The 26198-nt window shown below is 74.7% G+C and carries 25 protein-coding genes; 9 read left to right on the top strand and 16 right to left on the bottom strand.

What is annotated here, in order from left to right; translation table 11 throughout:
• The first annotated feature begins 241 nt into the window (after positions 1-241).
• The 4 genes from AB0I72_RS09860 to AB0I72_RS09845 are packed head-to-tail and all read left to right on the top strand — an operon-like array spanning position 242 to position 5406.
• Positions 242-1456 (top strand): MFS transporter, encoded by a 1215-nt coding sequence (locus AB0I72_RS09860; protein WP_358565619.1) that lies wholly within the window; start codon positions 242-244, stop codon positions 1454-1456.
• A 59-nt stretch (positions 1457-1515) separates the two neighbouring features.
• Complete coding sequence (locus tag AB0I72_RS09855) at positions 1516-2976, top strand: PepSY-associated TM helix domain-containing protein (protein ID WP_358565027.1); 1461 nt, start codon at positions 1516-1518, stop codon at positions 2974-2976.
• Between the two features lie 16 nt (positions 2977-2992).
• The gene (locus AB0I72_RS09850) at positions 2993-4180 is read left to right on the top strand and encodes an MFS transporter (RefSeq protein ID WP_358565024.1); all 1188 of its coding nucleotides are present in this window, start codon (positions 2993-2995) and stop codon (positions 4178-4180) included.
• Entirely contained in the window at positions 4177-5406 is a 1230-nt protein-coding gene (locus AB0I72_RS09845; RefSeq protein ID WP_358565021.1) for a hypothetical protein, read from the top strand. Before AB0I72_RS09850 ends, AB0I72_RS09845 begins: the two co-directional genes overlap by 4 nt.
• Before the next feature lie 357 nt (positions 5407-5763).
• Here the strand turns inward: AB0I72_RS09845 and AB0I72_RS09840 are convergent, their stop codons facing one another.
• A complete protein-coding gene (locus AB0I72_RS09840; RefSeq protein WP_358565018.1) occupies positions 5764-6930 on the bottom strand; it encodes an acyl-CoA dehydrogenase in 1167 nt (388 codons plus the stop codon).
• A gap of 147 nt (positions 6931-7077) precedes the next feature.
• Here AB0I72_RS09840 and AB0I72_RS09835 point away from each other — a divergent pair, with 147 nt between their 5' ends.
• A complete protein-coding gene (locus tag AB0I72_RS09835; protein WP_358565015.1) occupies positions 7078-8694 on the top strand; it encodes a CoA transferase in 1617 nt (538 codons plus the stop codon).
• The gene (locus tag AB0I72_RS09830; RefSeq protein WP_358565012.1) at positions 8691-10343 is read left to right on the top strand and encodes a class I adenylate-forming enzyme family protein; all 1653 of its coding nucleotides are present in this window, start codon (positions 8691-8693) and stop codon (positions 10341-10343) included. Before AB0I72_RS09835 ends, AB0I72_RS09830 begins: the two co-directional genes overlap by 4 nt.
• A 109-nt stretch (positions 10344-10452) precedes the next feature.
• Here the strand turns inward: AB0I72_RS09830 and AB0I72_RS09825 are convergent, their stop codons facing one another.
• From AB0I72_RS09825 to AB0I72_RS09775, 11 genes are all read right to left on the bottom strand, one after another.
• Positions 10453-11310 carry a zinc ABC transporter substrate-binding protein gene (locus tag AB0I72_RS09825; protein ID WP_358565009.1) on the bottom strand — a complete coding sequence of 286 codons (858 nt, stop codon included), beginning with the start codon at positions 11308-11310 and terminating at the stop codon, positions 10453-10455.
• A complete protein-coding gene (locus tag AB0I72_RS09820) occupies positions 11271-12131 on the bottom strand; it encodes a metal ABC transporter permease (RefSeq protein WP_358565006.1) in 861 nt (286 codons plus the stop codon). The genes AB0I72_RS09825 and AB0I72_RS09820 overlap by 40 nt, the downstream gene beginning before the upstream one ends.
• On the bottom strand, positions 12128-12772 hold the full coding sequence (locus AB0I72_RS09815; RefSeq protein WP_358565003.1) for an ATP-binding cassette domain-containing protein: 645 nt from the start codon (positions 12770-12772) through the stop codon (positions 12128-12130). The genes AB0I72_RS09820 and AB0I72_RS09815 overlap by 4 nt, the downstream gene beginning before the upstream one ends.
• Before the next feature lie 295 nt (positions 12773-13067).
• Positions 13068-13625: a copper chaperone PCu(A)C gene (locus tag AB0I72_RS09810; RefSeq protein WP_358565000.1), complete on the bottom strand. Its 558-nt coding sequence runs from the start codon at positions 13623-13625 to the stop codon at positions 13068-13070.
• A gap of 113 nt (positions 13626-13738) precedes the next feature.
• Entirely contained in the window at positions 13739-15001 is a 1263-nt protein-coding gene (locus AB0I72_RS09805; RefSeq protein WP_358564997.1) for a Dyp-type peroxidase, read from the bottom strand.
• Positions 14998-15621, bottom strand: a complete 624-nt coding sequence (locus tag AB0I72_RS09800; protein WP_358564994.1) for an SCO family protein — start codon at positions 15619-15621, stop codon at positions 14998-15000. Before AB0I72_RS09800 ends, AB0I72_RS09805 begins: the two co-directional genes overlap by 4 nt.
• 89 nt (positions 15622-15710) lie before the next feature.
• Positions 15711-16337 (bottom strand): sigma-70 family RNA polymerase sigma factor, encoded by a 627-nt coding sequence (locus AB0I72_RS09795; protein WP_358564991.1) that lies wholly within the window; start codon positions 16335-16337, stop codon positions 15711-15713.
• Between the two features lie 237 nt (positions 16338-16574).
• Complete coding sequence (locus AB0I72_RS09790) at positions 16575-17210, bottom strand: hypothetical protein (RefSeq protein ID WP_358564988.1); 636 nt, start codon at positions 17208-17210, stop codon at positions 16575-16577.
• Positions 17211-17288: 78 nt separating this feature from the next.
• On the bottom strand, positions 17289-17414 hold the full coding sequence (locus AB0I72_RS09785) for a hypothetical protein (protein WP_358564985.1): 126 nt from the start codon (positions 17412-17414) through the stop codon (positions 17289-17291).
• A gap of 47 nt (positions 17415-17461) precedes the next feature.
• On the bottom strand, positions 17462-18562 hold the full coding sequence (arsB, locus tag AB0I72_RS09780; RefSeq protein WP_358564982.1) for an ACR3 family arsenite efflux transporter: 1101 nt from the start codon (positions 18560-18562) through the stop codon (positions 17462-17464).
• Complete coding sequence (locus AB0I72_RS09775) at positions 18559-18873, bottom strand: metalloregulator ArsR/SmtB family transcription factor (protein WP_358564979.1); 315 nt, start codon at positions 18871-18873, stop codon at positions 18559-18561. Before AB0I72_RS09775 ends, arsB begins: the two co-directional genes overlap by 4 nt.
• Positions 18874-18903: 30 nt before the next feature.
• Between AB0I72_RS09775 and AB0I72_RS09770 the strand changes: the two genes are divergently transcribed.
• On the top strand, positions 18904-19347 hold the full coding sequence (locus tag AB0I72_RS09770) for an arsenate reductase ArsC (RefSeq protein ID WP_358564976.1): 444 nt from the start codon (positions 18904-18906) through the stop codon (positions 19345-19347).
• An 11-nt stretch (positions 19348-19358) separates the two neighbouring features.
• On the opposite strand, the gene AB0I72_RS09765 is transcribed toward AB0I72_RS09770, so the two are convergent.
• Complete coding sequence (locus AB0I72_RS09765) at positions 19359-20255, bottom strand: metalloregulator ArsR/SmtB family transcription factor (RefSeq protein WP_358564973.1); 897 nt, start codon at positions 20253-20255, stop codon at positions 19359-19361.
• Positions 20256-20363: 108 nt separating this feature from the next.
• On the opposite strand from AB0I72_RS09765, the gene AB0I72_RS09760 reads away from it, so the two are divergent.
• Positions 20364-21683: an FAD-dependent oxidoreductase gene (locus tag AB0I72_RS09760; RefSeq protein ID WP_358564970.1), complete on the top strand. Its 1320-nt coding sequence runs from the start codon at positions 20364-20366 to the stop codon at positions 21681-21683.
• Positions 21680-22978: an MFS transporter gene (locus AB0I72_RS09755; protein WP_358564967.1), complete on the top strand. Its 1299-nt coding sequence runs from the start codon at positions 21680-21682 to the stop codon at positions 22976-22978. Before AB0I72_RS09760 ends, AB0I72_RS09755 begins: the two co-directional genes overlap by 4 nt.
• Positions 22979-23022: 44 nt before the next feature.
• Here AB0I72_RS09755 and AB0I72_RS09750 read toward each other — a convergent pair whose 3' ends face one another.
• From AB0I72_RS09750 to AB0I72_RS09740, 3 genes are all read right to left on the bottom strand, one after another.
• Positions 23023-23271 carry a DUF1049 domain-containing protein gene (locus AB0I72_RS09750; protein ID WP_358564964.1) on the bottom strand — a complete coding sequence of 83 codons (249 nt, stop codon included), beginning with the start codon at positions 23269-23271 and terminating at the stop codon, positions 23023-23025.
• Positions 23272-23376: 105 nt separating this feature from the next.
• Positions 23377-25434, bottom strand: a complete 2058-nt coding sequence (locus tag AB0I72_RS09745) for a heavy metal translocating P-type ATPase (protein WP_358564961.1) — start codon at positions 25432-25434, stop codon at positions 23377-23379.
• A gap of 226 nt (positions 25435-25660) precedes the next feature.
• The gene (locus AB0I72_RS09740) at positions 25661-26050 is read right to left on the bottom strand and encodes a VOC family protein (RefSeq protein ID WP_358564958.1); all 390 of its coding nucleotides are present in this window, start codon (positions 26048-26050) and stop codon (positions 25661-25663) included.
• Positions 26051-26198: the final 148 nt, after the last annotated feature.

Genomic DNA, 26198 nt, shown 5'->3' with positions numbered 1-26198 from the left:
GACGTCCGGGTGGCGGAAGCCGTGCGCTATCTTAATGAAAATGATAACCGTTGTCAGCAGAGGGTGTCGGGAACCACCGTCGGAGACGGCGCCGATCGACCGCCGGTCGGGCTCGGGGCACCACGCCGAACCCGCCCCGCCGACCGTCACCCTCGCTGACCGCACATGGAAAGGACGTCGAACGACCGTGGCCCACCCCCGGACGACCGACCTCGACCGCCCCGCCCCACCGCGCACGTCCGTGCTGCTGGATCCGGCCTTCCTCAGGCTGTGGACGGGCAACACCGCCTCCGGCCTGGCCACGTGGGCGATGCCGTTCATCCTCGGCCTGGCCGTCCTGGACGGATCGCTCACCGCCGTCGGGCTCGGCCTGACCCTGGCCACCCGCACCGCCGGATTCCTCGTCGCCCTCCCCCTCGGCGGCCTGTTCGCCGACCGCTTCTCCCGCAGGTCGGTGGTGCTGTGGGCGGGACTCACCGCGGCGGTGGCCACCCCCGTGGTCGCCGTGGGCGTGAGCACGTCGACCATCGCGCTCGCGGCGGCCGCGGCCGTGTTCGTCGGCGCGGGTCAGGGCGCGTGCCGACCCGCGTTCCAGGCGCTGACCGCCGAGGTGGTCGACGGACCCCGACGCCAGCGGGCCAACGCGGCGCTCACCATCTCCGTCCGCGTGACGACGCTGGTCGCCCCCGCGCTGACGGCCCTGCTGTCGACGCTGCTGGGGACGAGCGCCCTGCTGCTGGTCACGGCCGCGGCGTGGGCGGTCGCGGCGCTGGCCCCGCCGAAGGGGGCACCGACCCAGCCGGTCGCCGCGGTGTCGGAGCGGCGGTGGTCGCCGGTCGCCGACTTCGCCGAGGGCCTGCGCGAGGCCCGGCGGCACACCTGGTTCCTCGCCGGGCTGGGCGCGCTGACCGCCGTCATCGCCGCCGGGTACTCCGCGACCAACGTCCTCCTCCCGGTGGTCAGCCGCGACACGTTCGGCACCGAGGCGGTGCTGGCGGGCGCGATGACCGCCTACACCGCCGGCGCCCTGGTCGGGGCGGTGCTCATCGGGCGCTGGCGACCTGCCGCCCAGGGCTGGGCGGCGCTGGCGGGTCTGGCGCTGTACGGCTTCGCGCCGCTGAGCCTGCTGTTCCCCGTGAGCCCGTGGACGGTGGTCGCGGCCTACGTCCTGGCGGGGATCGGGATCGAGCTGTTCAACGTCCCGTGGTTCACCGCCGCACAGCGGGAGGTCGCGCCGGACAAGCTCGCCCGGGTCTCCTCGCTCGACTTCCTGTTCTCCTACGGTCTGGCCCCGGTCGGACTGGCGCTGATCGCCCCGGCGACGCAGGCGTTCGGCGCCGAGGCGGTCCTGGTCGTGTGCGCGGTCCTGTGCTTCCTCGGTCCGGGCGCCGCCGCGCTCGCCCCCGGGGCCAAGCACTTCGGCGCGGGAACCGGACAGTCCTCGCGAACGACCTGAACAGGGAGAACACAGCACCACCTTCGGCGCGGCGCGCCGACGACGAGGAGAACGCCTCCATGGAACAGGACAAGGACACACCCCCCGAGAGCGCGGCGGGCCGAGCGCGGCCGGGGGCATGGACGGCGCTCCGACCACTGGTCCTGCGACTGCACTTCTACGCCGGGGTGTTCGTCGCCCCGTTCATCCTGGTCGCGGCGGTCACCGGACTGCTGTACGTGTGGACGCCGCAGATCGAGGACGCGGTCCACGCCGACCTGCTGCGCGTCGAACCCGCCGGGGAGACCCTGCCGCTGCACGAACAGGTGCGGGTGGCGCGGGGGGAACTGCCGGACGCCGAACTCGACGCGGTGCGCCCGCCCACGACCGAGGAGGACGCCACGCGGGTGCTGTTCAACGCGCCCGGGTTGGAGCCGGGGCAGCGGGCGGCGGTGTTCGTCGACCCCTACGACGGCGACGTGCTCGGGGTGACCGAGTCGTACGGCACGAGCGGCGCGCTGCCCGTGCGCACGTGGATCGAGGTGTTCCACGCCAACCTGCACCTGGGCGACGTCGGACGCCTGTACAGCGAACTCGCGGCGAGCTGGCTGTGGGTGGTCGCGCTGGGCGGCGTCGCCCTGTGGGTCGCCCGCGTGCGGCGCTCGCGTGCCGGGGTGCGGCGTGCGTTGGTTCCGGGCTCGGGGGCGTCCCCGGGGCGGGCGCGGTCGGTCTCGCTGCACGGCGCCACCGGCCTGTGGATCACGGTGGGCCTGCTGTTCCTGTCGGCGACCGGGATGACGTGGTCGCAGTACGCCGGCGGGAACATCGCCGACCTGCGGGAACGGATGTCCTGGACGACCCCGTCGGTGTCCGCCGAGACACCGCCCGCCGCACCCGGCGTGGACCGGGGCGTGGACACCGTGCTGGCCAGCGCGCGGGACGCCGGGCTGGACGGCCCGGTCGAGGTCGCCTACCCGGAGACGCCCGCCTCGCCCTACGTGGTCAGCCAGCTCGACCGGCTCTGGCCGACGCGGGCGGACAGCGCGGCGATCGCGCCGGACACGGCCGAGGTCACCGACGTGGTGCGGTTCGCCGACTACCCGCTGATGGCCAAGTTCACCCGGTGGGGGATCGACGCCCACATGGGGCTGCTGTTCGGGGTGGTCAACCAGGTCGTGCTGACCGCGCTGACCCTGGGGCTGCTGGCCGTGATCCTCTGGGGCTACCGGATGTGGTGGCAGCGGCGCCCCACGCGGTCGCGGGCGCTGGGCGTCGGCCGCCCCTACCCGCGCGGCGCCTTCCGGGCCCTGCCGCCGCCGCTCAGGGCGGCGGTGGTGGTCGTGCTGCTGGCGGTCGGCTGGGCGGTGCCGCTGGTCGGTGTGTCACTGCTGGTGTTCCTGGCCGTGGACGTCGCCCTGGGGTGGCGCGCGCGAAGGTCCGGCGGTGCGTCGGGCGAGGGATCGGATGCCTCGGCCGAGGACGCGGTGGAGCGGCCGCGCGAGCTGGATGAGAGACTGATCGAGACCGCGAATACCCCCTGACCGTATTGGAGCCCCGATGAACCGTGCCCGCCCGGTGGACACGACGACGCGCGAGCGCGTGGGCGGCATGACCGTCCTGCTGACCCTGGTCATGGCCTGGTCGATGCTGCCGCTGTTCACGGTCGCGGCGCTGGCGCCGAGGCTCGGGCCCGACCTGGGCACGGGCCCCGCGGAGCTGGGGATCGCGGTCGGAGCGGGGTTCGCGGTGGCCGCCGCGCTGTCCCCGTTGGCCGGTCGGCTGACCGACCGGTGGGGGCCGCGGCGGTGCACGGTCGGGCTGCTGGCCTTGGCGGCGGTCGGGCTGGGGCTGCTCGCGGTGTCCCAGGAGCTGGTCACGCTGTGCCTGGCGCTGGCGCTGTCCGGGCTGCCGCAGGCGTTCGCCAACCCGGCGACCAACAAGGCGATCCTGCGATCGGTGCCCGCCGAGCGGCGGGGCGGCGTGACCGGGTGGAAGCAGTCCGGCGTGCAGCTGGGCGCGCTGGTGGCGGGGGTGCCGCTGTCGCTGATCGCGGCGTGGTCGGGATGGCGGGAGGCGGTCGCGGTGGCCGCCGTGGTCGCGCTGCTGCTCGCGGTGTGGGCCCTGCTCACGCTCGCCCCCGACGCACCGGGCGGCGGTGCGCGCGGCGCGGACGCCGAGCCGCTGCCGCGCGGGCTGGTGGCGCGGTTGGCGGTGTTCTCGCTCTTCCTGGGGGTGGGGGTGTCGTCGATGAACGCGCACGTGGGGCTGTTCGCCGCCGACGAGCTGGGATTGGCCCCGGTCGCGGCGGGTCTGGTGGTGGCGGTCCTGGGCGTCGCCGGGGTCCTGGGGCGGGTGCTGTGGGCGGCCAGGGCCGGTCAACGGGGGGCGTTCGGACTGCTGGCGCCGCTGGCGGGCGGGGCCGTCCTGGGTCCCGCGCTGCTGGTGGCGGCCGCGTGGGTTCCGGGGCTGGTGTACCCGGCGGCGGTCGCGGTCGGGGGGTTGGCGGTGGCGGCGAACGCGGTGTCGATGATCGCGGTGATGAGCGCCGTGCCGGGGCCTCGGGCCGGGCGGGCGACGGCGCTGGTGTCGGCGGGGTTCTTCGCGGGGTTCGCGGTGGGGCCGGGGGTGCTGGGCGCGCTCGCCGAGACCGCCGGATACACGTACGCGTGGGGATGGCCCGCGCTGGCGCTGCTCGCGGCGGGCGCGACGGCGGCCCCGTGGCTGCGGAAGGAGGGACGGGCGTGACCGCCGACGCGACGTCGACGGCGGCGCGACGGACCCTCGACGCCCTCCTCGACGGCGTCGACGACCTGCATCCGAGGCTCGCAGGCCGGTATCCCCTGTTCCGACGCCCCGACGACGCGTGGGTCACGAGCCGACGCGGTTCGTGGACCGGCGGGCTCTGGGCGGGGCTGCTGTGGCTGCGGGCGCTGGAGCGGCCCGAGTCGGCGCGTGTGGACGCCGCCCGAACGGCCAGCGCAGGACTCGCGGTGTGGGCCGAGGCGGACACGGCCACGCGCGGGCTGGTGTTCTGGTACCCGCTCGCGCTCTCCCGCTTCGTGGTTCCGGGCGGTGTGGCCGCGCTGGAGGAGGCGGCCGGGCGGGCGGCGCGGTCACTGGGCGAGCGCTTCGCGCGTGAGGCCGGGGTGATCCCGTGGGGTGACGCGTTCGGGGGCTCGGGCGATCGCGTGCGTGTGGACGGTGCGCCTGGTGTGGCGCCGCTGATGCGGGCGGCTCGGGGGGTGTCGGAGTCGATCTCGGCGGCCGGGGCGGCGCACCTGGTGCGGCACCTGCGGCTGTGCTGGGACGGGTCGGCGGTGGTCCCCGTGTGGCGGTTGGACGGGGACGGTGTCGCCCGTGACGAGGCGCCGACGCGGTACTGGTCGCGGGGGCGGGCGTGGCTGCTGGCGGCGTTCGCGGACGCGGTGCGGCTGGGGCTCGTGGGGCCCGACGACCCGGCGCTGGGGACCGTGCTGGACGCGGACGCGCCGCTGGTGCCCCCGGCCGACGCGGAGGACGCGCAGGGGCCGGTGGACACGGGGGCGGCGGCGATCGAGGCGGTCGCGCTGCTGCGTCTGGCGCGTGCTCTGGAGTCGCCCCCCGCCGCGCGACCGTGGTCCTGGCCCGCGCACCCGGCCGCGGACGACGGAGAGGGAACGGTACGGGCTGGGGGCGAGGGAGCTCCGGTCGCCGACGCGGCCCACGGCCCCGCGCACCGGACCGCGACCGCCTCGCCTCGGGGCGGCGCCCCAGCCGGTGACCGCGCACGCCGCGCCACGGCCGCACGGGCACGGGCGCACGCGATCGTGCGGGCCCTGGAACGCGACCACGTGGGCGCGCACGGCCTCGGGCAGGGGTCCTACGAGGTGGCCGACGGGTTGGTCACCGGCATCGAGTCCGTGTGGGGGAACTTCTTCCTGGCTCTGGCGGCGGCGATGGTGCTGGGTACCGTCCCCGAAGACCTCGTCTGACTCCTCAGCCCCAAGACGATCGCTGTTCCGTGGCCGCCACACGGAACACACGCGCCACGCGGCACCACAGACTCACAGCACGCACCCTCGCGCTCCGCCCACCGACCGCACTCGTCCTCAACTCTGCCCTCACCGGACCGCTGACCACTTCAGTCCCAACGGCGGTACTGAACCGCGCGCACCCCACCCGCCCCATCGACACTCGCGACACAACCGAACTACGCGCGGCGCGACCGACCACGCACGACACCCTCGCCCCACCCAGCGCACACGACACTGCCAAATCCCGGCCTCGCTCGGGCCTCCCCGGACAGCGACGACCACCCCGGCCACCGGCCACGACACCCGACCGCCCCCTCAACCTCGAAGCAGGCGTCGCGCCACCTCGGACACATGCAGCTCGTCCGGCCCGTCCAACACCCGCGCCTGGCGCGCCACCCGCTGCAACCGCGGCAACGGCGTGTCCGGACCCAACCCCTCCGCCCCATGGACCTGCGCGGCGGCGTCGGCCACCGTCGACAGCGCCCGCGCGGCCGCCACCTTGGCCGTCGCCACCGCCGTGCGTCCCGGGTCCGAGGCCGGGTCCTCCACCGCCGCCACGGCCGCCCGCACCAGGGACCGCGCCGAGGTCAGGGCCAGGTGCGCCTCGAACACCGACCCCCGCACCAGCTGGTACTCCCCCAGCGCGGGCGTCCCCCGCTCGGTGTCGCGGGCCCGGTCGAGCAGCAGCTCGAAGGCCCGCTCCGCCTGCCCGATCCACCGCAGGCTCCGCAGCGTCCGTCCCAGCCCGACGCGGGACCCGGCCACGCGTAACCCGCCACCGACCTCGCCCAGCACGTGGTCGGCGTCGACCAGCACGTCGTCGAAGGCGATCTCGTACTGCCCGCCGACACCCCACACCGGCAACTCCCGCACCACGCGCACCCCGGGGGCCTCGGCGGGCACCGCCAGGACGGTCAGTCCGTCGCGACCGCGCGGGCCGGGCGGACCCGTGCGCGCCACCACGATGACCAGGTCCGCGTCCCGGGCCCCGGTCACGAACCACTTCGCCCCGCGCACCCGGAGACCCCGGGGGTCCGGGGTCGCGGTGGTCGCGACCGTGGCCGGATCCGATCCCCGCGCCCCCGGTTCGGTCATCGCGAAGCACGCCCGCAGCCGCCCCGACACCAGGCCCTCCAGGTAGCGCTCACGCAGGGCGGGCGTCGCGTGCGCGTCGAGGGTCCGCACGTCGAGCAGCGCCGCCGACCCGAGCACGGACGGCCCGTGGTCGCTCCGTCCCTCGGCCTCGGCCACGGGCGCGTACTCGGCCCACCCGAGGCCGCCCCCGCCGAGCCCCTCGGGCAACGGCAGCGCCCACAGCCCCTCCCGAACCGCGCGCCCCCTCAGCTCCTCACGTCGCTCCCGCGCCCGGTCCCCGCCCCCGTCCAGGACGTCCTCCCAGGGCTCGACCTCGCGCACCACGAAGTCGCGCACCCTGCCGACCAGCACCGACACCCCGTCCGACAACTCCCGCCCCACCGTCACCGCCTCCTCCTCGACCGGCCGCGCGGGAACCACCCGGCCCCGGACGGCGACTGCTTGTGCGACAGAAAGGTCGAAGCGGACGATCCACGAGTTCCCCCCATCCCTCCCCAACCCACATCCTCCGGACAGAATTCGCGAGGCACATCCATGACCTCCACTGTTCCCCTCACCCCACCGCCCCTGGCGGGAACGGACCTGACCTGCGACGGAGGCGGCGATCCGCACCGCCACACCGCACGCCAGCTCCGCGCCCTCGGCGCCGACCTGCCGGACACCCCGACCGACGGCGCCCCCGGCCCCTCCCGACTCCGGTTTCCCCACGGCGCCCGCGCGGTCCTGGACTGGCCCGCGCACGACGACGGCGAGACCGACCTCCAGGCCCGCGCCGGGCTGATGGCCGTCCACGGCCGCCGCCACGGCGCCCCCGAACCCCTGCCCCTCGCCTACGTCGGCACGGTCGCCGCCACCGCCCACGTCACCGGTCTCCTGGCCGCCGAGCTCCTGCGTCTGCGCACCGGGCACACCGGTACCGTCCACACCAGCGCCGAGGCGTGCGCCCTGGTCACCGTCTCCCAGTACCTGGCCGCCGCGGCCACCGAGGACGGCGAGGCCGTCACCCAAAGCCCGGGCACCGCCACGTTCACCAGCGGCGACGGCGTGGACTTCGAGATCGAGGCCCTCGCCCCCGAACTCTGGGGCCGGTTCTGGACCGAGCTGGACGCACCGAGGCGCGCGATCAGCGCGGGCTGGACCCCCTTCCAGTTCCGCTACGCGACCGCCTGCGCCCCCCTGCCCGACGAGCTGCGCTCGGCCGCCGCCGCGCGCTCCTGGGCGGACGTCCTCGCCGCCGCCGAACGCACCGGTGTCGGTCTCGTCCGCCTCACGGACGCCCCTCGGCACTCCCGGGAGCGGGCCGGGGAGCGACCGCCCTGGACCCTGCGCCCCCTGCCCACCGACGCCTCGTGTCTGGTCGCCCGCCCCGGTCCCACGGCGGACCCCGGCCGTCTCCCCCTCGCCGGGCTGCGCGTCCTGGAGGCGGGCCGCCGCATCCAGGCCCCGCTCGCCGCCCACCTGCTCCGTGCGCTCGGCGCGACGGTCGTCCGGATCGAACCGCCCGGCGGCGACCCCCTGCGCGGCATGCCGCCCGTCTGCCGGGGCCTGTCGGCGCGGTGGCTCGCGCTCAACCACGGCAAGGACGCCGTCGAGGTGGACATCAAGAGCGACCGGGGCCGCCGCGACCTGCGCGACCTGGCCCGCGACGCCGACGTCTTCCTGCACAACTGGGCCCCCGGCAACGCCGAACGGCTCGGTCTCGACGCGGCGGCCCTGACCGGGGCCAACCCGCGCCTGGTGTACGCCTACACCTCCGGGTGGGGCGGCCCCGCCGACGGCCTGCCCCCGGGCACGGACTTCATGGTCCAGGCGCACGAGGGCCTCACCGCCCCCGCCCCGACCCCCGGGCGGACCACGGTCGCCTCCCTGATGACCGTGCTCGACGTCCTCGGCGGCTTCCTCGGCGCCCAGGCCGTGACCGCCGCCCTGCTGACCCGCGAACGCCTGGGATCGGCGGTGGCCGTGGAGAGCTCCCTGCGCGCGGCGGCCGACCTGCTGCGCGGGGCCCGCCGGACCGGGACCCCCGATCCGGACGGCCACACGGTCACCACCGACCTGCCCGGCCTCGAACACGACCCGCGTCTGGGCCCCCTGCTCTCCCGTACCGCCGATGGTCTCCTGGCGGTCGACTCCCCGTGGAGGATCTCATGACGACGCCCCACACCCCCGCCGTTCCCGTCCCGGCCACCGCCCCCGAACCGAGCCGATTCCCCGACCTGGTCCCCGCCCGCCTGCGCGAACGGTGGAGAAGCGAGGGCCACTACCTCGGCATGGGCGTCTACCAGCTGTTCCGTACCGTGGCTCTGGCCCACCCCGACCGGGACGCCGTCGTCGACGACCACGGCCGGGTCTCGTACGCGGCCCTGCACCGCGAGGTCCTGCGCGTGGCCGGGGCGCTGATGGACCTGGGCGTGCGCCCCGGTGAGGTGGTCGCCGTCCAACTCCCCAACCAGGCGGCGGCCGTGGCCACCGAGCTGGCCGTCGCGGCGGTCGGCGCGGTCGCGCTCCCGTTCCCGGTGGGGCGCGGCGCGTCGGAGGTCGAGGCCCTGCTGCGCGGCGGCCGGGCGGCGGTCCTCGTGGCCGCCACCGAGCACCGGGGCCGCTCCCCCGTGCGGACCGCCGAGACGCTGCGCTCCCGCCTGCCCGACCTGCGGTGGGTGGTGGGCGTGGACACCCGGGGACGGTTCCTCTCGACGACCGACGGCCCGGCCCGGGAGTCCGACCTGCCCGCGGTGGACGCCTCCGGCGCCGCCCGGATCCTGGTCTCCTCCGGGTCGGAGGCCCTGCCCAAGATGGTGGCCTACTCCCACGACGCCCTCGCGGGCGGTCGCGGGAACTTCATGGCCTCCCTGCGGCGGGACGCCGAGCCGTTCCGGGCGCACTTCCTGGTCCCGTTGGGGTCGGCGTTCGGCAGCAACGCCACGTCGGTGGTCCTGGCCCGGCACGGCGGAACGCTGCTGCTCAACGACCACTTCGAGGCGGAGCGGGCGCTGGCGACGATCGGCGAGCACCGCCCGACGCACGTGCTGGGCGTGCCCACGATGATCCGCATGATGCTCGACCTGGACCGGTGCCCCCGCCCCGGCGACGGCGCGGTGCTGGTGCTGGGCGGCGCGCCGCTGGAGGCCGACACGGCGCGGCGGGCGCGCGAGGCGTTCGGCGGGTCCGTGGTCAACCTCTACGGGTCGGCGGACGGCGTCAACTGCCACACGGGTCTGGACGGCGACCCGTGCGACGAGTCGGGGCCGGGCCGACCGGCGGGGCGGCCCGACTCCAGTGTCGTGTCCATCCGCGTGGTGGACGCCGAGGGGCGGGACGTCGCCACGGGCGCGACCGGCGAGATCATCGCGCTGGGACCGATGACCCCGCTGTGCCACGTCGGCGAGGAGGGCCTCGACGGGCGCCACCGCACCGCCGAGGGCTGGGTGCGCACCGGTGACCTGGGCGTCCTCGACCACCGGGGCCTCCTGCGGGTGGTCGGCCGCCTCAAGGACGTGGTGATCCGGGGCGGCGCCAACATCAGCCCGGTCGAGGTCGAGGCCGCCGTGCGCGCCCACCCGGACGTGGCGGACGCCTGCTGCTTCGGGATCCCGGACCCGCTCATGGGCGAACGGCTGGTCGCGGCCCTGGTGCCGCGCGGCGGCCAGGAACCGCCCGACGTCGACGCGCTCGCCGTGCACCTCAAGGAGGGCGGGCTGGACGCGTTCAAGTGTCCGGAACGGGTGGTCCGGGTCGAGCGGCTGCCCCTGACGGCGGCGGGCAAGGTGGACCGCGACGCCCTGCGCGCGCTGGTCGACTGACCGCGCCCCGCCCCCAGGGGGAAGCCGGACTCGGTGCTGGGGGAGAGGGGCGCGCCCTCGGGTCGGCCGACCGGCTCCGCCTCTCCCCCACCACCACGGATGGGAGCCCCTAGTGGTCGCCGTGGCCCCCGGCGCCGGGTTCGGCCTCGCGCCCCGCGAACGCCTCCGCGATGGCGTGCGCGTTGGTCTCGTACAGCGCGACCAGGTCCAGGTCCTCGCCGGGGTAGTTGACCACGCCGATCTGGAGCGCGTCGGAGTCCGGCAGCACCCGTCCCGCCGACATGTGCGTGTTCTCGAACACGAACGCGGGCTCGGCCTCGGCCAGCCCCGCCACGTCGGACGCGCCCAGCTGCTCGGGGCCGTAGGTCTCGACCAGCTCCGCCCCCGCCAGTTCGGCGGCCCAGGTGGCGTAGACCTGCGCGACGGCGCGCGGGGCCTCACCGTCCGGCCACTGCCCGGCGAGCTCCTCGGCGATCCGCCGCCGCTCCTCGTCGAAGTCCTCCAGCCACCCCTCGGCGGCCTCTGCGGTGCCGAACAGCTCGCCGAGGCGGGTGACCTCGGCGGAGATGGTCTCCGGTGCGTTGTCCAGGTCCACCTCGACCGTCTCCGCGTCGCCCCCGGCGGCGTCGGTGATCTGCCGCGCGAACGGTTCGAAGGGGCTGTACAGCACGTAGTCCGCCTCGGCCACGGCGGCCAGGTCGGAGGGGGAGGGCTCGTACTCGGGGGCGTGCTGGACGTCGGCGGGCACGATCACCGTGACGTCCTCGGCCCCGGCGGCGGTCGCGAAGGCGCCCTGCCAGGTGGTGGTCGCCACGACCGCGGGCCCCTCGGCGGCGGTGTCGTCGGCGCTCCCCGTCGGGTCACCGGGCTCCGCACCGGCCGCGCAGCCGCTGAGCAGCAGCGCGACGGAGGTCAGGGCGGCCGAGGTCAGTGCGAGGGGTCGGAGGGGTGCGGGGTGCGGTGCCATGCGCGGCGTTTCCTTTCGGGGAGGAGGTGGGCGGCCACGGCGAGGAGCCCGGCCGTCAGGACCAGGACCGGTCCGGGGGGAAGGTCGAGGAGGAGGGCCAGGGCGAAGCCGACGACGGTGCTGACCAGACCGCACACCACGGCCCAGACCGCGATCGAGGCGAGCGAGGCGCCCAGGCGGCGGGCCGCGAGGGCGGGCAGGATGGTCAGCGCGTCGACCAGGAGCGCGCCGGTCAACCGGATCGCCCCGGCCACGGCGACGGCGACGATCACCAGCAGGACGAGGGTGAACCAGCGGACACGCACGCCGCTGACCAGCGCGAGCTCGCGGTCGTGCAGGAGCAGGGCGAGCTGGCGGCGGAAGAGGACGAGGAGACCGGGGACGACCACGGCCAGGCAGCCGAGGATGACCAGGTCGACGGTGCGCACCGACAGGATGGAGCCCCACAGCAGGGCGAACGCGCTGGCGGCGTTGGCCCCCGAGACCGCGATGAGCAGCAGGGCCGCCGCCATGGCCAGGCTCATGAGCAGCCCCATGCCGCCGGAGAGCCCGCCCGGGCGGTCGGCCAGGGGGCTGACGGCCGCCCCGGCGCAGGCGCACGCCACCAGGGCGCACAGGGTGGGGTCGGCCCCGGTGAGCAGTCCGACGGCGATGCCCAGCAGGGCCACGTGCATCATCGCGAAGCGGACCGGCATGATGTCCAGCCCGACGATGATCACCCCGACCAGGGGGAGGCCGACCGCGCCCAGGAGCAGGCCCAGCCCGGCGCGTTGGACGGCGGGCATGGTCAGGAGCGCGGTCAGGGTGTCCGCGTCGATCACGCGACCTCCCGGAGCCGACCCGCGGCCATCTCCAGCCGCCGGTCGCAGTCGGCCGCCAGGTCGGGGTCGTGGGTGACGACCAGGGTCGTCACGCCCAGGGAGAGCAGGTGGCGGGCGGCGTCGCGGCGGGCGTCGAAGTCGAGCGCGGCGGTCGGCTCGTCGGCCAGGACCACGCGGGCCCCGGCGTCGACGCGCCCGATCACGCGCGCCAGGTGCACGCGCTGGAGCTGTCCCCCGGAGAGGGTGGCGACCGGTCGACCCAGGAGGTGGCCGACGCCGAGGTCGTCGGCGGCGGCGCGGGCGCGCTCCGTGCCGCGTCCGCCGCTGTCCAGGAGCTCGCGGACCAGGAGCGGGAAGGATCCGGCCGACTGGCGCTGCGGGATCCACGCGCACTCGCGTCGGCGGCGGGCCCAGTCCCGGGAGGTGCGGGCGACGTGTCCGTCGACGGCGACGGTGCCGGAGGTGGACCGGTGGAGTCCGAGGACCGCGCGGACCAGGGTGGACTTGCCGGAGCCGTTCGTGCCGACCAGGGCGACCCGGCTGCCCGCCCGGATGTCCAGATCGACCTCGTGCACGGCCCTGACCGGCCCGTGGTCGCAGGACAGCGACTCGATCCGGATACTGGCTCCCGGTGGTGGCACGCGGCACCCGCCTTCCGCTGGACGGTTCCTTCCCGACAGGAGTCGTCGGGACACCGCGCGGAGTTCCCGAATCCCGATTTCGCGGGATCGGTTCCGGTTCGCCCGGACGATCGGGCGCCCCGGGCGGCGGTCTCGCCGCCCGGGGCGCGCGTGGGCGACCCCACGGACGGGACGGGCCCGTCGGCGTGGTCCGCTCGGCGTGGCGCGTCCCCGGTGGCCGAAGCGACCACGGACGCGGCACGGCGAGCGCCGCCGTCGCCCCACCGCCGCCCCGGACGTCGGGGCGGCGGCGAACCTAGTGGTGCCCCTCGTGCGCGTCCTCCCCGCCGTCTCCGGCGGTCATCGGCTGGACGGGGACGGTGACCTCCACCTCCCGCTCGCTGGCGAAGGTCAGGGTGAGCGTGACCTGGTCGCCGACGGCGAGGGGCTCGGCCAGGTCGTTGACCATGACGTGGTAGCCGCCCTCCATCAGCTCGGTCGATCCGCCGCCCGGCACGGGGATCTCCTCGACGGCGCGCATCATCGAGGCCCCGGAGTCGGTGGTCTCGGTGGCGTACAGGGCCGCGTCGTCGGAGGCGTCGGCGGTCACCGCCGTGATCGCGTCGTCGGCCTCGGCGCCGTTCTCCACGCGCAGGTAGACCGCGCCCACCTCCGGGTTGGCGGGCTCGGGCATCCAGGCGCCGGAGACGTGCAGGTCCCCGCCCTCGGCGGCGCCCCGCTCAGCCTCGTGCGCGCCGGCCGCCGCGTCCTGCTCCGCGGGCTCCTCACCCGCGCAGGCCGTCACGGTCAGGAGCGCGGCCAAACCCACCGCAGCCGCGCCCGACACGCGGCGTCTCGGCCCTTCACTCGACATGCTTCCTCGTCCCCCTCGTGGTCTGGTGTCGTCCGGGAGCCGGTGCGCTCCGACGCTCGGTTGTGGAGTCGCCGAAGCCCCCGCACGGGTTCCCGGCCGATGTCGGTGGTCTCTCACAGCAGCGTTCCGGCCAGGCCGGATCCGCCCTCGGACACGCGCGGAACCGCGAACACGGCACTGCCCTCGTGCCGGATGAAGGCGCTCAGGGCGTCCGACCCCTGGTCGAGGTTGGTCTGCACGGCCGTGAAACCGGACCGCGGATCGGCCTGCCAGGCGGTGAAGAGCAGGCCCGCCTGCCTACGGCCCCCGGCGTCCCAGCCCAGGTCGTAGTTGAACCCCCGCCGCAGCATCCGCGCGCCCAGCGTGCTCTCCGGGCTGGCGAGGCGGATGTGGGCGTCGCGCGGGATGACGGGCTCCCCGTCGTCGCCACGCGCCGCCAGGTCGGGCCGGTCGTCCTCCCGGTCGCCGCCGAGCGGGGCCCCGTCGGACAGGCGGCGGCCGATCACCGCCTCCCGCTCCCCGGTCTCCAGCGCGAACCAGTCGTCGAGCAGCATGCGGACGCGGCGCACGACGACGTAGGAGCCGCCGTCCATCCACGCCAGCGCCTCCTCGGGGTGCGCGGCCAGGACCTGGGAGTCGAACAGCGGCTCGGTGGGCTCCGGGTTGACCGTGCCGTCGACGCTGCCCATGAGGTTGCGCGGGGTCGCGGTGTGGTCCTCGGCGGTCACCGGCGAGCGCTGGAACCCGGGCAGGGCCCAGCGCACCCGGATCCGGTCCCCGGCCCGGCGCAGCAGGTACTCGACGGCCGAGCTGACCACCATCGGGTCCTCGGCGCCCACGTGCAGCATCAGGTCGCCGCCGCACCAGGCCGGGTCGAGGTCGTCGGCGCCGAACGCGGGAAGGTCCTCCAGGTGGGGCGGACGGCGGTCGGCCAGGCCCGCCCGGTCCAGCAGCGATCCGCCCAGGCCGACGGTGACGCCCAGGGACGCGGGGCGCAGCCCCCCGGAGGGCGCTCCCTCGTCGATCGCGGCCAGCCCCCGCTCGTGCAGGGCCGCCGCCTCCCCGGTCCAGACGTCCAGCACCTCGCGGGCGGAGGCGCGCACGGCCTCGGCCCCGTCGCCCCGGACGTCCACGCCCAGGATCTGGACGTGCGCGGGCGTGGGGGTGCGCAGCGCCGGAGGCCGTCCCGCCTCGGGGCCGCTCCGGGCGTGCACGGAGGCGAGAGCGGAGCCGTCGTCGACGGCGGCGCCGACCGCGACGGCGGAGGCGTACCCGCCCAGACCGCCCGCGCCGAGCCCGGTGAGCCCCGCCGCGCCGACCGCGGACAGCAGGCCGCGCCGGGAGACACGTCGGCGATCCCCCCTGGCGTCGCTCACAGGAGGTCGTCCCGCAGGGTCGGCAGGAGTTCGGCGATCTGGTCGGCCTCGGTGCCCTCGTCGAACATGCCCGCCGCCTCGCCCGTGGGCAGCAGGACGACGATCCGCCCGCCGTGGGTGACCAGGTACTCGCCCTCGGTCTCCTGCGGGGCCTCGATCGCGATGCCGTAGTCGGCGGCGGCCTCGACCGTCGTGTCGACGTCGCCGCGCACGCCCTGGAACGCGGGGTCGAAGCGGTCGAGCCAGGTCCTCAGCTGTTCGTCGGTGTCCCGCGCGGGGTCGGTCGAGACCATGACGACGTCGAACTCCTCGGCGGTCTCGCCCGCCTGGTCCAGGGCCAGGTCGATGTCGGCCATGGTCATCGGGCACACGTCGGGGCAGCTGGTGTAGCCGAAGAAGAGCAGCGTGAGTCGGTCGTCGGCGACGTCGGCGAAGGTCCAGGCGTCGCCGTCGACCGTGGTCAGCTCCGCGGTGGAGGCGGCCATCGGGTCATCGGACAGGTCGAGGTAGTACTCGGCGTCCGCCGCCGAGGCGCCCGCGGAGCAGGCGGTGGTGAGGGCGAGCACCGCCGCCGCGGCGGCGGTGAGCCAGCGCGCGGGGCGGAGGGGGCGGGGTGTCATCTGTCTCCTTGGTGGTGGGGCCGCGCGCGGCGGGCGCGCGCGGCCTTCGGTCGGTCACGGGCCGCACGGCACGGCCCGAGGCGTCGGGGTCAGGCGGCCTCGTGGAACAGACGCAGCAGGTCGCGGCGCCCGCGCGCCACCCGGGACCGGACCGTGCCGATGGGCACGCCGATGACCCTGGCCGCCTCGGCGTAGGGCATCCCCTCGATCTGCGTGAGGACGAACGCCGTGCGCCGGTCCTCGGGCAGCGCCTTCAGCAGGTCCAGGAGGGCCAGGTACTCGTCGAACCGTCCGGGGGAGGCTCCGGGGGCGACCCGCGACCAGTCGTCCACGGGCTCGTGGCGCGGGGCGCGGCCGTGGGAGCGGTAGCGGTCGGCGACGGTGTGCCGGGCGACGGACAGCAGCCAGGAGCGGACCGGGGCACGGCCCTCGTAGCGGGCCAGACCGTGCATCGCGCGGGAGAAGGTCTCCTGGGTGAGGTCGTCGACCCAGGAGGGGTCCACGCGGCGCGCGATGAACCGCGCGACGTGGTCCCGGGTCTGGGAGAACAGGGAGTTCATCTCCTCCATGCCGCCCTCCTTGGCCCGCAGCGCCAGGAGGGTCAGGTCCTCCCGCTCCGGGCGGTCGTCCGGGAACGGTTCCGGGCGTGGTTCGGTCGGGGAGGGGAGGCGTCTGTCCAGGGGTACGGGGGGCCGTGTCTCGACGAGCGTGGGCACGAGTGCTCCTTCGGTCACCGCGCGGGTCGGCGGACCGGCGGACGGCGAGGGCCGTCCGCGGGCTCGACCGCGGGCGCGGGGGATGTCTGGGTTCGTGGTGTCCGGTGGAGGCCACCGGGTGACAGCGCACGACCTGGGCATCGGGAGCGACCGGGACTCGGGGGTCACGGCGCACGGCGGACCGACGCGGTGCCGGGGGCAGCGCGGTCGGGGCGTGTGCGGTGGGACGCCGGATACTCAGGCGGTGCGCGGCGCCAGGGGTGGGCCGCGCAGGATCCGGGTGTGCCGGAGGTAGGGCAGGAGGGGCTGGGAGCGCTCCTCGTCGCCCCAGGGTCCCCGGCCGAGGGTGGGCTCGGGGAGGATCCGCACCCGCCCGAGGACGAGCAGGAGCGGGAGGAGGGTGAGCGCCATGAAGCCCAGGAAGGCGAAGAGGGCGTTCTCCCCGCGGTGCAGCCACCACGCGCTGACCAGGGCGGCCACGACGTGCATGGCGAGCATCTGCCAGGTCGACAGCGAGGCGTTGGCCGCCGAGTCCGCGACGTTGGCCGAGTAGGCGGCCGTGTCGGTGGCCAGGGAGGGGTTCTGGGCCGAGGCGATGTGAGCGCCGTGTCCGCCGCCCCGCAGTTGGGTGTAGCTGAACGCGAGGTGCAGGGCGAACTGGCCCCAGAGCATCCATCCGGCCAGGACCAGCGGGCCGTGGCGGCGTTTGGCGGCGGCCCACGCCACGGCCATGACCACCACCGCGCCGAGCACGAGACCGGCGACGGGGACGTCGTGTCCGGAGGTCAGGGCGTGCCCGTGCGCGGACAGGCTCGCGCACACCAGGGTGAACACCCCGGCGCGCAGCGGACGGCACGGCTGGCTCTCGGACATCTCCGCCCCATCGTCTCACCCCCTCCGGGCGCCCCCGGACCGGGATGCCCTGTTCCGCGTGGCCCGGCGCCGGGCCCCTCAGCGGTCGGCGTCCGCCGGGGAGCAGGCGATCCCGTGCGGGATGCCGCACTCGCTGACCAGCGATTTCTCCGACCGGAGCCCGGATGTGACTCCGCGCACGTGGAGGCGGCCACGGGTCGGCATGCCCGGTTCCGTGGCCGCCCCCGCCTTACCTGACGGTGACAGTCCTGTCACCGAGGAGCGGTCGCTCCCGTCCGGGCCCCGGGGAAGCGGCGTCGCCAGGCCAGGGACACGTACACCAGCGCGACGAGGACCGGCACCTCGATGAGCGGCCCCACCACCCCGGCCAGGGCCTGTCCGGAGGTCACGCCGAAGGTGGCGACGGCCACCGCGATCGCCAGTTCGAAGTTGTTGCCCGCGGCGGTGAAGGCCAGCGTCGCGGTGCGGTCGTAGGACATCCCGATCACCCTGCCGAACACGAAGGAGCCGAACCACATGAGGGCGAAGTAGACCAGCAGCGGCAGCGCGATCCGCGCCACGTCCCACGGCCGGTCGGTGATGGCGCCGCCCTGGAGGGCGAACAGCAGCACGATGGTGAAGAGCAGGCCGTACAGCGCCCACGGACCGATCCGTGGAAGGAACGCGGACTCGTACCGCTCCCGGCCCATCCGCCGCTCGCCGATCCGCCGGGTGAGGTAGCCCGCGAGCAGCGGGACGCCGAGGAAGATCACGACGTTGAGCGCGATCCCCCACGCCGGGACGTCCAGGCCGGAGGAGTCCAGGCCCAGCCACCCCGGCAGGAGGTCGAGGTAGAACCATCCCAGGAGGCCGAACGCGAGCACCTGGAAGACGGAGTTCAGGGCGACCAGCACCGCCGCGGCCTCGCGGTCGCCGCAGGCCAGGTCGTTCCAGATGATCACCATGGCGATGCAACGGGCCAGGCCGACGATGATCAGCCCGGTGCGGTACTCGGGCAGGTCGGGCAGGAAGATCCAGGCCAGCGCGAACATAACCGCCGGGCCGACCACCCAGTTGACCACGACCGAGGAGACGAGCAGCGCGCGGTCGCCGGTGACGGTGTCGAGGCGGTCGTAGCGGACCTTGGCCAGCACGGGGTACATCATCACGAGCAGGCCCAGCGCGATGGGCAGGGAGATGCCGCCCACCTCCAGCGCGGCCAGAGCGCCGTCGAGCCCGGGCACCACACGGCCCAGGCCCAGGCCGACGGCCATGGCGAGGAGGATCCACACCGCGAGGAAGCGGTCGAGGGCGGACAGGCGCGCGGCGACGGACACGGAGGCGGGGGCTGAGGGGGAGGGGGTGCGGGTCACGCGCAGGGCCTCCGCCGGTCGGCCGCGCCGGTGGCGCGGGCGGTGGCGGCGAGTTCGCCGAGCGCGCCGGCCAGGCCCTCCAGAACCTCGGGGCGGAGGCGGTAGTAGGTGTAGCGCCCGCACGGCTCGGTCTCGACCACCCCGGCCTCGCGCAGGACGCGCAGGTGGTTGGACAGGTTGGTCTGCCTGGCGCCGGTCTCCTCGACCAGGTGCGTGGTGCACAGCGTCTCGTGGGCGAGCAGGGAGACGACGCGCAGCCGCAGCGGGTCGCCCAGCACGCGGATCAGATCAGTGTCGGCTGATGTCAGCATGTACTGATAATGTCATATCAGCCAGAGCTGATGCGACACTCCGACCGCCGGGAGATCCCCATGGCCGACACGCCCTCCGTCCTCTTCGTCTGCGTGCACAACGCCGGCCGCTCCCAGATGGCCGCCGCCTGGCTGCGTCACCTCGCGGGCGACCGCGTCGAGGTGCGGTCGGCGGGTTCGGCCCCGGCGGACACCGTCAACCCGGCGGTGGTCGAGGCCATGCGGGAGGTGGGGATCGACATCGCCGACCAGCGGCCCAAGGTCCTGACCGCCGAGGCCGTGGAGGTCTCCGACGTGTGCGTCACCATGGGCTGCGGCGACGCCTGCCCGTACTTCCCCGGCAAGCGTTACCTGGACTGGGCGCTGCCGGACCCGGCGGGTCAGGGCGTGGCGGCCGTGCGCCCCATCCGGGACGAGATCCGGGGACTCGTAGAGGGGCTCCTCGCGGATCTGGGCGTCGATCCGACCCGCTGACCGGACCCGCCTCAGGCCTCCGCGCCGCCGGAGTCGCAGTCGCACACCGTGGACCGCGCGGCCTCCAGCTCCTGGTCGGGCCTGCGCCGCTCCAGCATGACGGTGTCGCGCCACACCCCGTGGTGCCGCCCGATCCGTTCGCGCACGCCGAGGGTGCGAAAGCCCGCCGAGTGGTGCAGGGCCAGGCTCGCCTTGTTCTCCGGGAAGATCGAGGTCTGGAGCGTCCACAGCCCGCCCGCGTCGGCCTCGGTGACCTGACGGTGGATCAGCGCCTTGCCGACCCCGCGCCCGCGTGCGTCCTCGGCGACGTAGACGGAGGTCTCGGCGACCCCCGCGTACACCTCGCGGGCGGAGACGCGGGAGGCCGCCGCCCAGCCGACCACCCGGCCCTCGGCTTCGGCCACCCAGCGGTGCGCGGGCAGCCACCGGGCCTCCACGTCGCGCGCGTGGGGCGCCTCGGTCTCGAAGGTGGCGTGCCCCGTGGAGATCCCCTCCGCGTAGATCCGCAGCACGTCGTCGACGTCCTGGGGGGCCATCGCCCGGACGGTCACGTCGGCGGGCAGATCGGTGGGGCAGCACGGGCGCGAGGCCAGGAGTCCCATGACGGCGTCGGCGGCGTGCGGCAGGCCGGCGCAGCAGGCCTGGTTGATCGCCACGTGCGTGGACGTGCCGACCTTGGTCAGGGTCACGAAGCCCACGTCGGCGAGTTTGCGCAGATGGTGGGAGACGGTGGGCTGGCGCAGACCGACCGCGTCAGCGAGCGCACCCACACTGAGCGAACCGGGGCCGGTGGCGATGGCGTGCAGGAGGCGCACACGCATCGGTTCGGCCAGGCAGGCGAACCAGGAGGCGTAGGTCTCGGCGTCCTCGGGGTGCAGCGCGGCACTGTCGGGTGTCATGACGGTCATGGCCCCATTATCAACGATGATCTATATCGACCGCCATCGATGTTGCTTTCATCGATGGAAATCTATACAGTCTCTCCATAGACACCAGTCGATGAAAAGGAGAGTGTCATGGTCGAGAAGCACCCCGTCGTGGTGATCGGCGCGGGGCCGGTGGGCTTGGCCGCGGCAGCCGAACTGGTCGCGCGTGATCTGCCCGTGCTGGTCCTGGAGCGAGGCGATGCCCCGGGAGCGGCGGTCGCGGAGTGGGGCCACGTGCGGTTGTTCTCGAACTGGCGCGACCTGATCTCCCCGGCCGCCGCGACGTTGCTCGCCACCACCGGCTGGCGGCGCCCCGACGACGACGCCTATCCCACCGGAGGCGACTGGGTCGAGGGCTACCTGCGCCCCCTCGCCGACGCCCTGGGGGACCGCGTGCGTCTGAACGCAGAGGTCATCGGAGTCAGCCGCCTGGGTCGCGACCGCGTGGTCGACGCCGACCGGGAGGGGCTGCCGTTCACGGTGCGCGTGCGCACGGCCGGTGGTGAGGAGCGACTTCTGGCCCGCGCCGTCGTCGACGCCTCCGGAACATGGGGCTCTCCGAACCCGCTGGGCGCCGACGGCCTGCCCGCGTCGGGCGAGGAGACACTCGCCCATCGGATCTCCCATCGCATCCCCGACCTGGCCAACCCCGCCGTCCGGGCCCGGTACTCGGGCCGCACCACGGCCGTCGCGGGGCGGGGGCACTCGGCCCTGACCGCGCTGGTCGCACTGGCCGCCCTCGCGGAGGAGGTTCCCGAGACCCGAGCGGTGTGGGTGCTGCGGCGCGGCACGGTGGGAAACGCCTTCGGCGGAGGCGAGGCGGACCAGCTCCCCGCGCGGGGCGCACTGGGCGAACGGGCGAGGAAGGCCGTCGAGTCCGGACACATCCGCGTGGTGGCCGGATTCCGCACCACCGAGGTCCGTGAGGAGACCGGTCGGCTGGTCCTCACCGCCGAGGACGGCCGCACGCTGGAGCCGGTGGACGAGGTCGTCGCCCTCACCGGATTCCGCCCCGACCTGAACCCCCTCTCCGAGATCCGCCTCTCGCTGGATCCGACACTCCAGGCCCCCGTGGAGCTGGCGCCGCTGATCGACCCCAACGTCCACTCCTGTGGCACCGTCTACCCGCACGGCGTGCGCGAACTCTCCCATCCCGAGGAGGGCTTCTACCTGGCCGGGATGAAGTCCTACGGACGCGCCCCCACCTTCCTCACCCTGACCGGGTACGAGCAGGTCCGCAGCATCGCCGCGCGGATCGCCGGGGACCACGCCTCGGCCGAGCGGGTGGAGCTGACCCTGCCCGAGACCGGTGTGTGCGGTGGGTCGGGGCTGTTCGACGAGGCCGAGTCCACCGAGGCCGGAGGCTGCTGCGGGGCGCCCGCCCCCCGCGACCCGGTATCCGCCCGGTGAGTTCGTCAGACCAGGCGGGTCCCGGCGCGCCGACCGGTGCGGTCACCATCGCGCAGGCGCGCCGGGGCCTCCTGGTCCTCTGCGCCACCGTCACCATCAGCTACGGGGCACTCTTCTACGCCTTCCCCGTGCTGTCCACGGCCATCGCCGCCGACACCGGCTGGTCCATCACGGTGATCACGGCGTTCTTCTCCGGATCGCAGGTGGTGGCCGGATTGGCCGGGATCGCGGTGGGGCGCCGACTCCAACGGCACGGCCCGCGCCCGGTGATGACGATGGCGGCACTGCTGGCACCACCCGCGCTGGTGGCCATCGCGGCGGCCCCCGGCCCGGCGGTCTTCGGCGCGGCCTGGCTGGTCGCCGGATTCGCGATGGCGGGACTCTTCTACCCGCCCGCGTTCGCGGCCCTCACGTCCTGGTACGGAGCCGGCCGGGTTCGGGCGCTGACCGTGTTGACACTGGTCGCGGCGTTGGCCAGCACCGTCTTCGCTCCACTCACGGCCTCGTTGGAGGTGATGTTCGGCTGGCGCGGCGCCTACCTGGTCCTGGCCGCGGTGATGACCGTGACCGTCGTGCCCCTGCACACCTTCGCACTGCCCCGGCCCTGGCGGACCGCCTCCGAGTCGGAACACGCCGCGTCGGATGAGGTCGTGGCCCAGGTCGTCCGCAGCAGGGCGTTCTGGTCGCTGACCGCTTCCCTGGGGCTGGGAACCCTCACCGTCCAAGCGGTGGTGGTCAACCTCGTCGCCCTCCTCCAGTCCCATGGCCTGACCGCCACCACCGCGGCGTGGGCACTCGGACTGGGCGGCGTGGGGCAGGTCCTGGGCCGACTGGTCTACGGCCCGCTGGAACGGCGGAGCCGCCACGTCGAGCGGTCGGTCGCGGTCCTGGGCGCCTGTGCGCTGACCACACTCCTGTTGGCCCTGGTTCCCGGACCGTCGGCTCTCGTGCTGCTGCTCGCGTTGCTCGCGGGGACGGCACGTGGGGTGCTCACCCTGCTCAAGGCCACGGCCGTCTCCGACCGATGGGGCACGACGAACTACGCCGCGCTGAACGGCGTGATGCAGACCCCGATCATGCTGAGCGCCGCCCTGGCCCCGTGGGCGGGTGCGGCACTGGCCGTGCCCCTGGGCGGCTATCCGGCGGCGTTCGCCGTGCTCGCCGCGCTGGCGGGGTTCGCCGCCCTGATCGCGACGGCCGGTGGCTCCACCCCTCGGAGCTCCCCCGACGCTCGTTCCACCACGCGCCGCCGATCGGCGTCACCCCTCCCCGACACGAGGCGGGAGAATCCCTGAGGGAACACTCCGCCCTGCTGATCCTCGGAGCCGTCCGGCGCACCTCACCTGTGCCGCCGCCTGCGGATCGACGGCACCAGGAGCAGTCCCACGAGCAGTCCGGCCACGACGGCGCCCGTGAGGGTCACCCACAGGGGCGCCACCACCGAGACGAGCAGCATGTGGATCTCCGTCGACTGCCGGTTCTGGACCACGAAGACGATGACGCCGATCAGGATGACGAGTCCCACCCAGACCCGGACGGGAATTCGCGCGAGCACACTCCGCCGCTCGTAGGGACCTTCACCGGTCATCCCGGCCTCCCCTCCTCCGACGGCGGAGGGGCCCGGCACCGGGCCCCTCCGCTCATCACACGGGCCCTTTCCTGAGAACCTGCCCGGCGCGCCGCCTCCTCCAGGTCAGCGGACGGCCAAGTCCTGACCGTCGAGCACCGCCGCCGTGCTGGCCTCGGGGCGCAGGTCCAGGCGGCGCAGCAGCTGGGCGTTGAGGGCCACGACCACGGTGGACAGCGACATCAGCACCGCGCCCACCGCCATGGGCATCACGAACCCCACGGGCGCCAGCACCCCGGCCGCCAGCGGCACCGCGACCAGGTTGTAGCCCGCCGCCCACCACAGGTTCTGCTTCATCTTCCGATAGCCCGCGCGGGACAGCTCGACGACCGACAGCACCGACCGGGGGTCGTCACTGGCCAGGATCACCCCGGCCGAGGCGATGGCCACGTCGGTGCCCGCGCCGATCGCCAGCCCCACGTCGGCCCGCGCCAGGGCCGGGGCGTCGTTGACGCCGTCCCCGACCATGACCACCCTGCGGCCCCGTTCCTGAAGGTCGGCGACCCGGGATCCCTTGTCCTCGGGGCGCACCTGGGCGAAGACCCGGTCGATGCCCAGCTCGTCCGCGACGGACCGGGCGACCGCCTCGGCGTCGCCCGTGACCATGACGACCTCCATTCCGAGGGCGTGCAGCGCGCTGACGGCCTGGCGCGACTCCTCGCGGACCTCGTCCGCCAGCGCGATCGCGCCGATGACCGCGCCGTCGGAGAGCACGTGCAGGACGATCGCGCCCTCGTCCTTCCAGGGCTCGGTGGCCGGCAGTTCGTCGGCGTCGTGGGAGCGCAGCATCCCGGGCCCTCCGACGCCGATCCGCGCGCCCGCGACCGTCGCGGTGACGCCGACCGCCGTGGACGCCCGGAAGTCGGCGGCCTCGGGGACGTCGAGGCCGCGGTCGCGTGCCGCGGCCACGATGGCCCGGGCGAGCGGGTGTTCGCTGTCGGTCTCCGCGGCGGCGGCCAGGGCCAGCACCTCGTCCTCACCGCGCCCCTCGGCGGGGACCACGCGTGTCACCGCCGGTTCGCCCCTGGTCAGGGTGCCGGTCTTGTCGAACAGGACGGTGTCGGCGGTGCGCATGCTCTCCAGGGCCATGCGGTCCTTGACCAGGACGCCGCCGCGCGCGGCGCGTTCGGTGGCGATGGAGACCACCAGCGGGATCGCCAGCCCCAGCGCGTGCGGGCAGGCGATGACCAGGACCGTGATGGTCCGTTCCAAGGCGTTGTCGAGCATGCCGAGCAGCGACCACACGGTCAGGGTGAGGGCGCCGGAGACCAGGGCGAACCAGAACAGCCAGGCGGCGGCGCGGTCGGCGAGGCGCTGGGCGCGTGAGGACGAACTCTGCGCGTCGCTGACCAGCCGCTGGATGCCCGCCAGGGCGGTGTCGTCGCCGACCGCCGTGACGCGCACGCGCAGCGCGGTGTCGGTGGAGACGGTCCCGGCCACCACCCGGTCGCCCGGACCGCGGCTGACGGGGCGCGACTCGCCGGTGATCATCGACTCGTCCATGTCCGCGGTGCCCTCGGCGACCTCGCCGTCCGCGGGGACGCGACCGCCGGGGCGGACCACGACCAGGTCTCCGACGGCCAGCTCGGAGGGGGCGACGGTGACCACCGTGTCCCCGTCGATCCGCTCCGCCTCGTCGGGCAGCAGCGCGGCCAGCGACTCCAGGGCCGACGACGTCCGGGCCAGGGAGCGCATCTCGATCCAGTGGCCGAGCAGCATGATGACCACCAGCAGGGCGAGCTCCCACCAGAAGTCCAGGTGGTGGGCGACCAGCCCCAACCGGGCGCCCCACGAGGCGAGGAAGGCCACGGTGATCGCCAGGGCGATCAGCAGCATCATGCCGGGGCTGCGCTCCCTGAGCTCGCCGACCGCCCCGGACAGGAAGGGCCACCCGCCCCAGAGGTACATCACGGTGCCCAGGACCGGGGAGACCCACGCGAGACCGGGCACGTCGGGGAGGGTGTAGCCGATCAGGTCCGCGAACATGCCGCTCAGCCCGACCGTGGGCACCGCCAGGACCAGCATGATCCAGAACAGGCGGCGGAACTGGCCGACGTGGTCACCGTGGTTCCTGTGCTGGCCCTGGTCAGCGTGTGCGTCGTGCTGAGGGGATGTCGGGTTCATGCCGCTGACCGTATACCCCCTAGGGGTATTTGACAAGCACGGCTCTCCCGACACACGGGAGACGACCCCATGGGGCGAAGAACCCCCAGGCGGTCCACGCGGACACGAGCGCGCCCACCCGCGTCGAAGGACGGGTCGGATCCCGCCGCCGCGTTCCCGATGCGGGCGCACCGGGAGCGGACGGGCGGGTCGAGGAACCGTCGCCGTGGTGGTCGGCGCGTGGTTCCTAGGATTCGGCCCGCTGGACGAGGAAGTACTCGTTGCCGAAGGGGTCGGTGAACCAGGTCGCCCGGTCCCCCCACGGCATGTCCTCGGGCGGCTGCTTGAAGTTCACGCCCTTGGCCGTCAGCGCCTCGTACTCGGCGTCGATGTCGTCGGTGAGGAGGGAGATGCCGCAGAGCCGGGGCGCGGCCGCCTCGGGCGCCTCCTGCTCGTACACCTCCGGCTGCCCCAACACCAGGGCGGTCTCCGCCCCGCGCGGCGCCACGGTCAGCCACCGCATCGGACCCATGGTGTTGTCCTCCCGCTTCTCCCAGCCGAGCAGACCGACGTAGAAGCGCAGCGCCTCCTCCTGGTCGCCGACGAGGACGGTGGTCGAATGCATCCTGGTGATCATGCGCCCAACCTAGTCCGCGCCCCCGCTCCGGCCCCGTACCTCCCGCCGCGGTTGCCGAGCCTTTACCCGCCGACGGCAACGGGGTGCCCCGATGGCGCACGGCGGCGACATGGGATGATCCCCTGTCGAGGTCGGCGGTGACCGGCGG

Origin of the sequence: Nocardiopsis sp. NPDC049922, from assembly GCF_040660275.1 — a bacterium.
Taxonomy (GTDB): Bacteria; Actinomycetota; Actinomycetes; order Streptosporangiales; family Streptosporangiaceae; genus Nocardiopsis.
The sequence above is the reverse complement of the archived record's forward strand: the minus strand, read 5'-3'. Positions and strand labels throughout refer to the sequence as shown.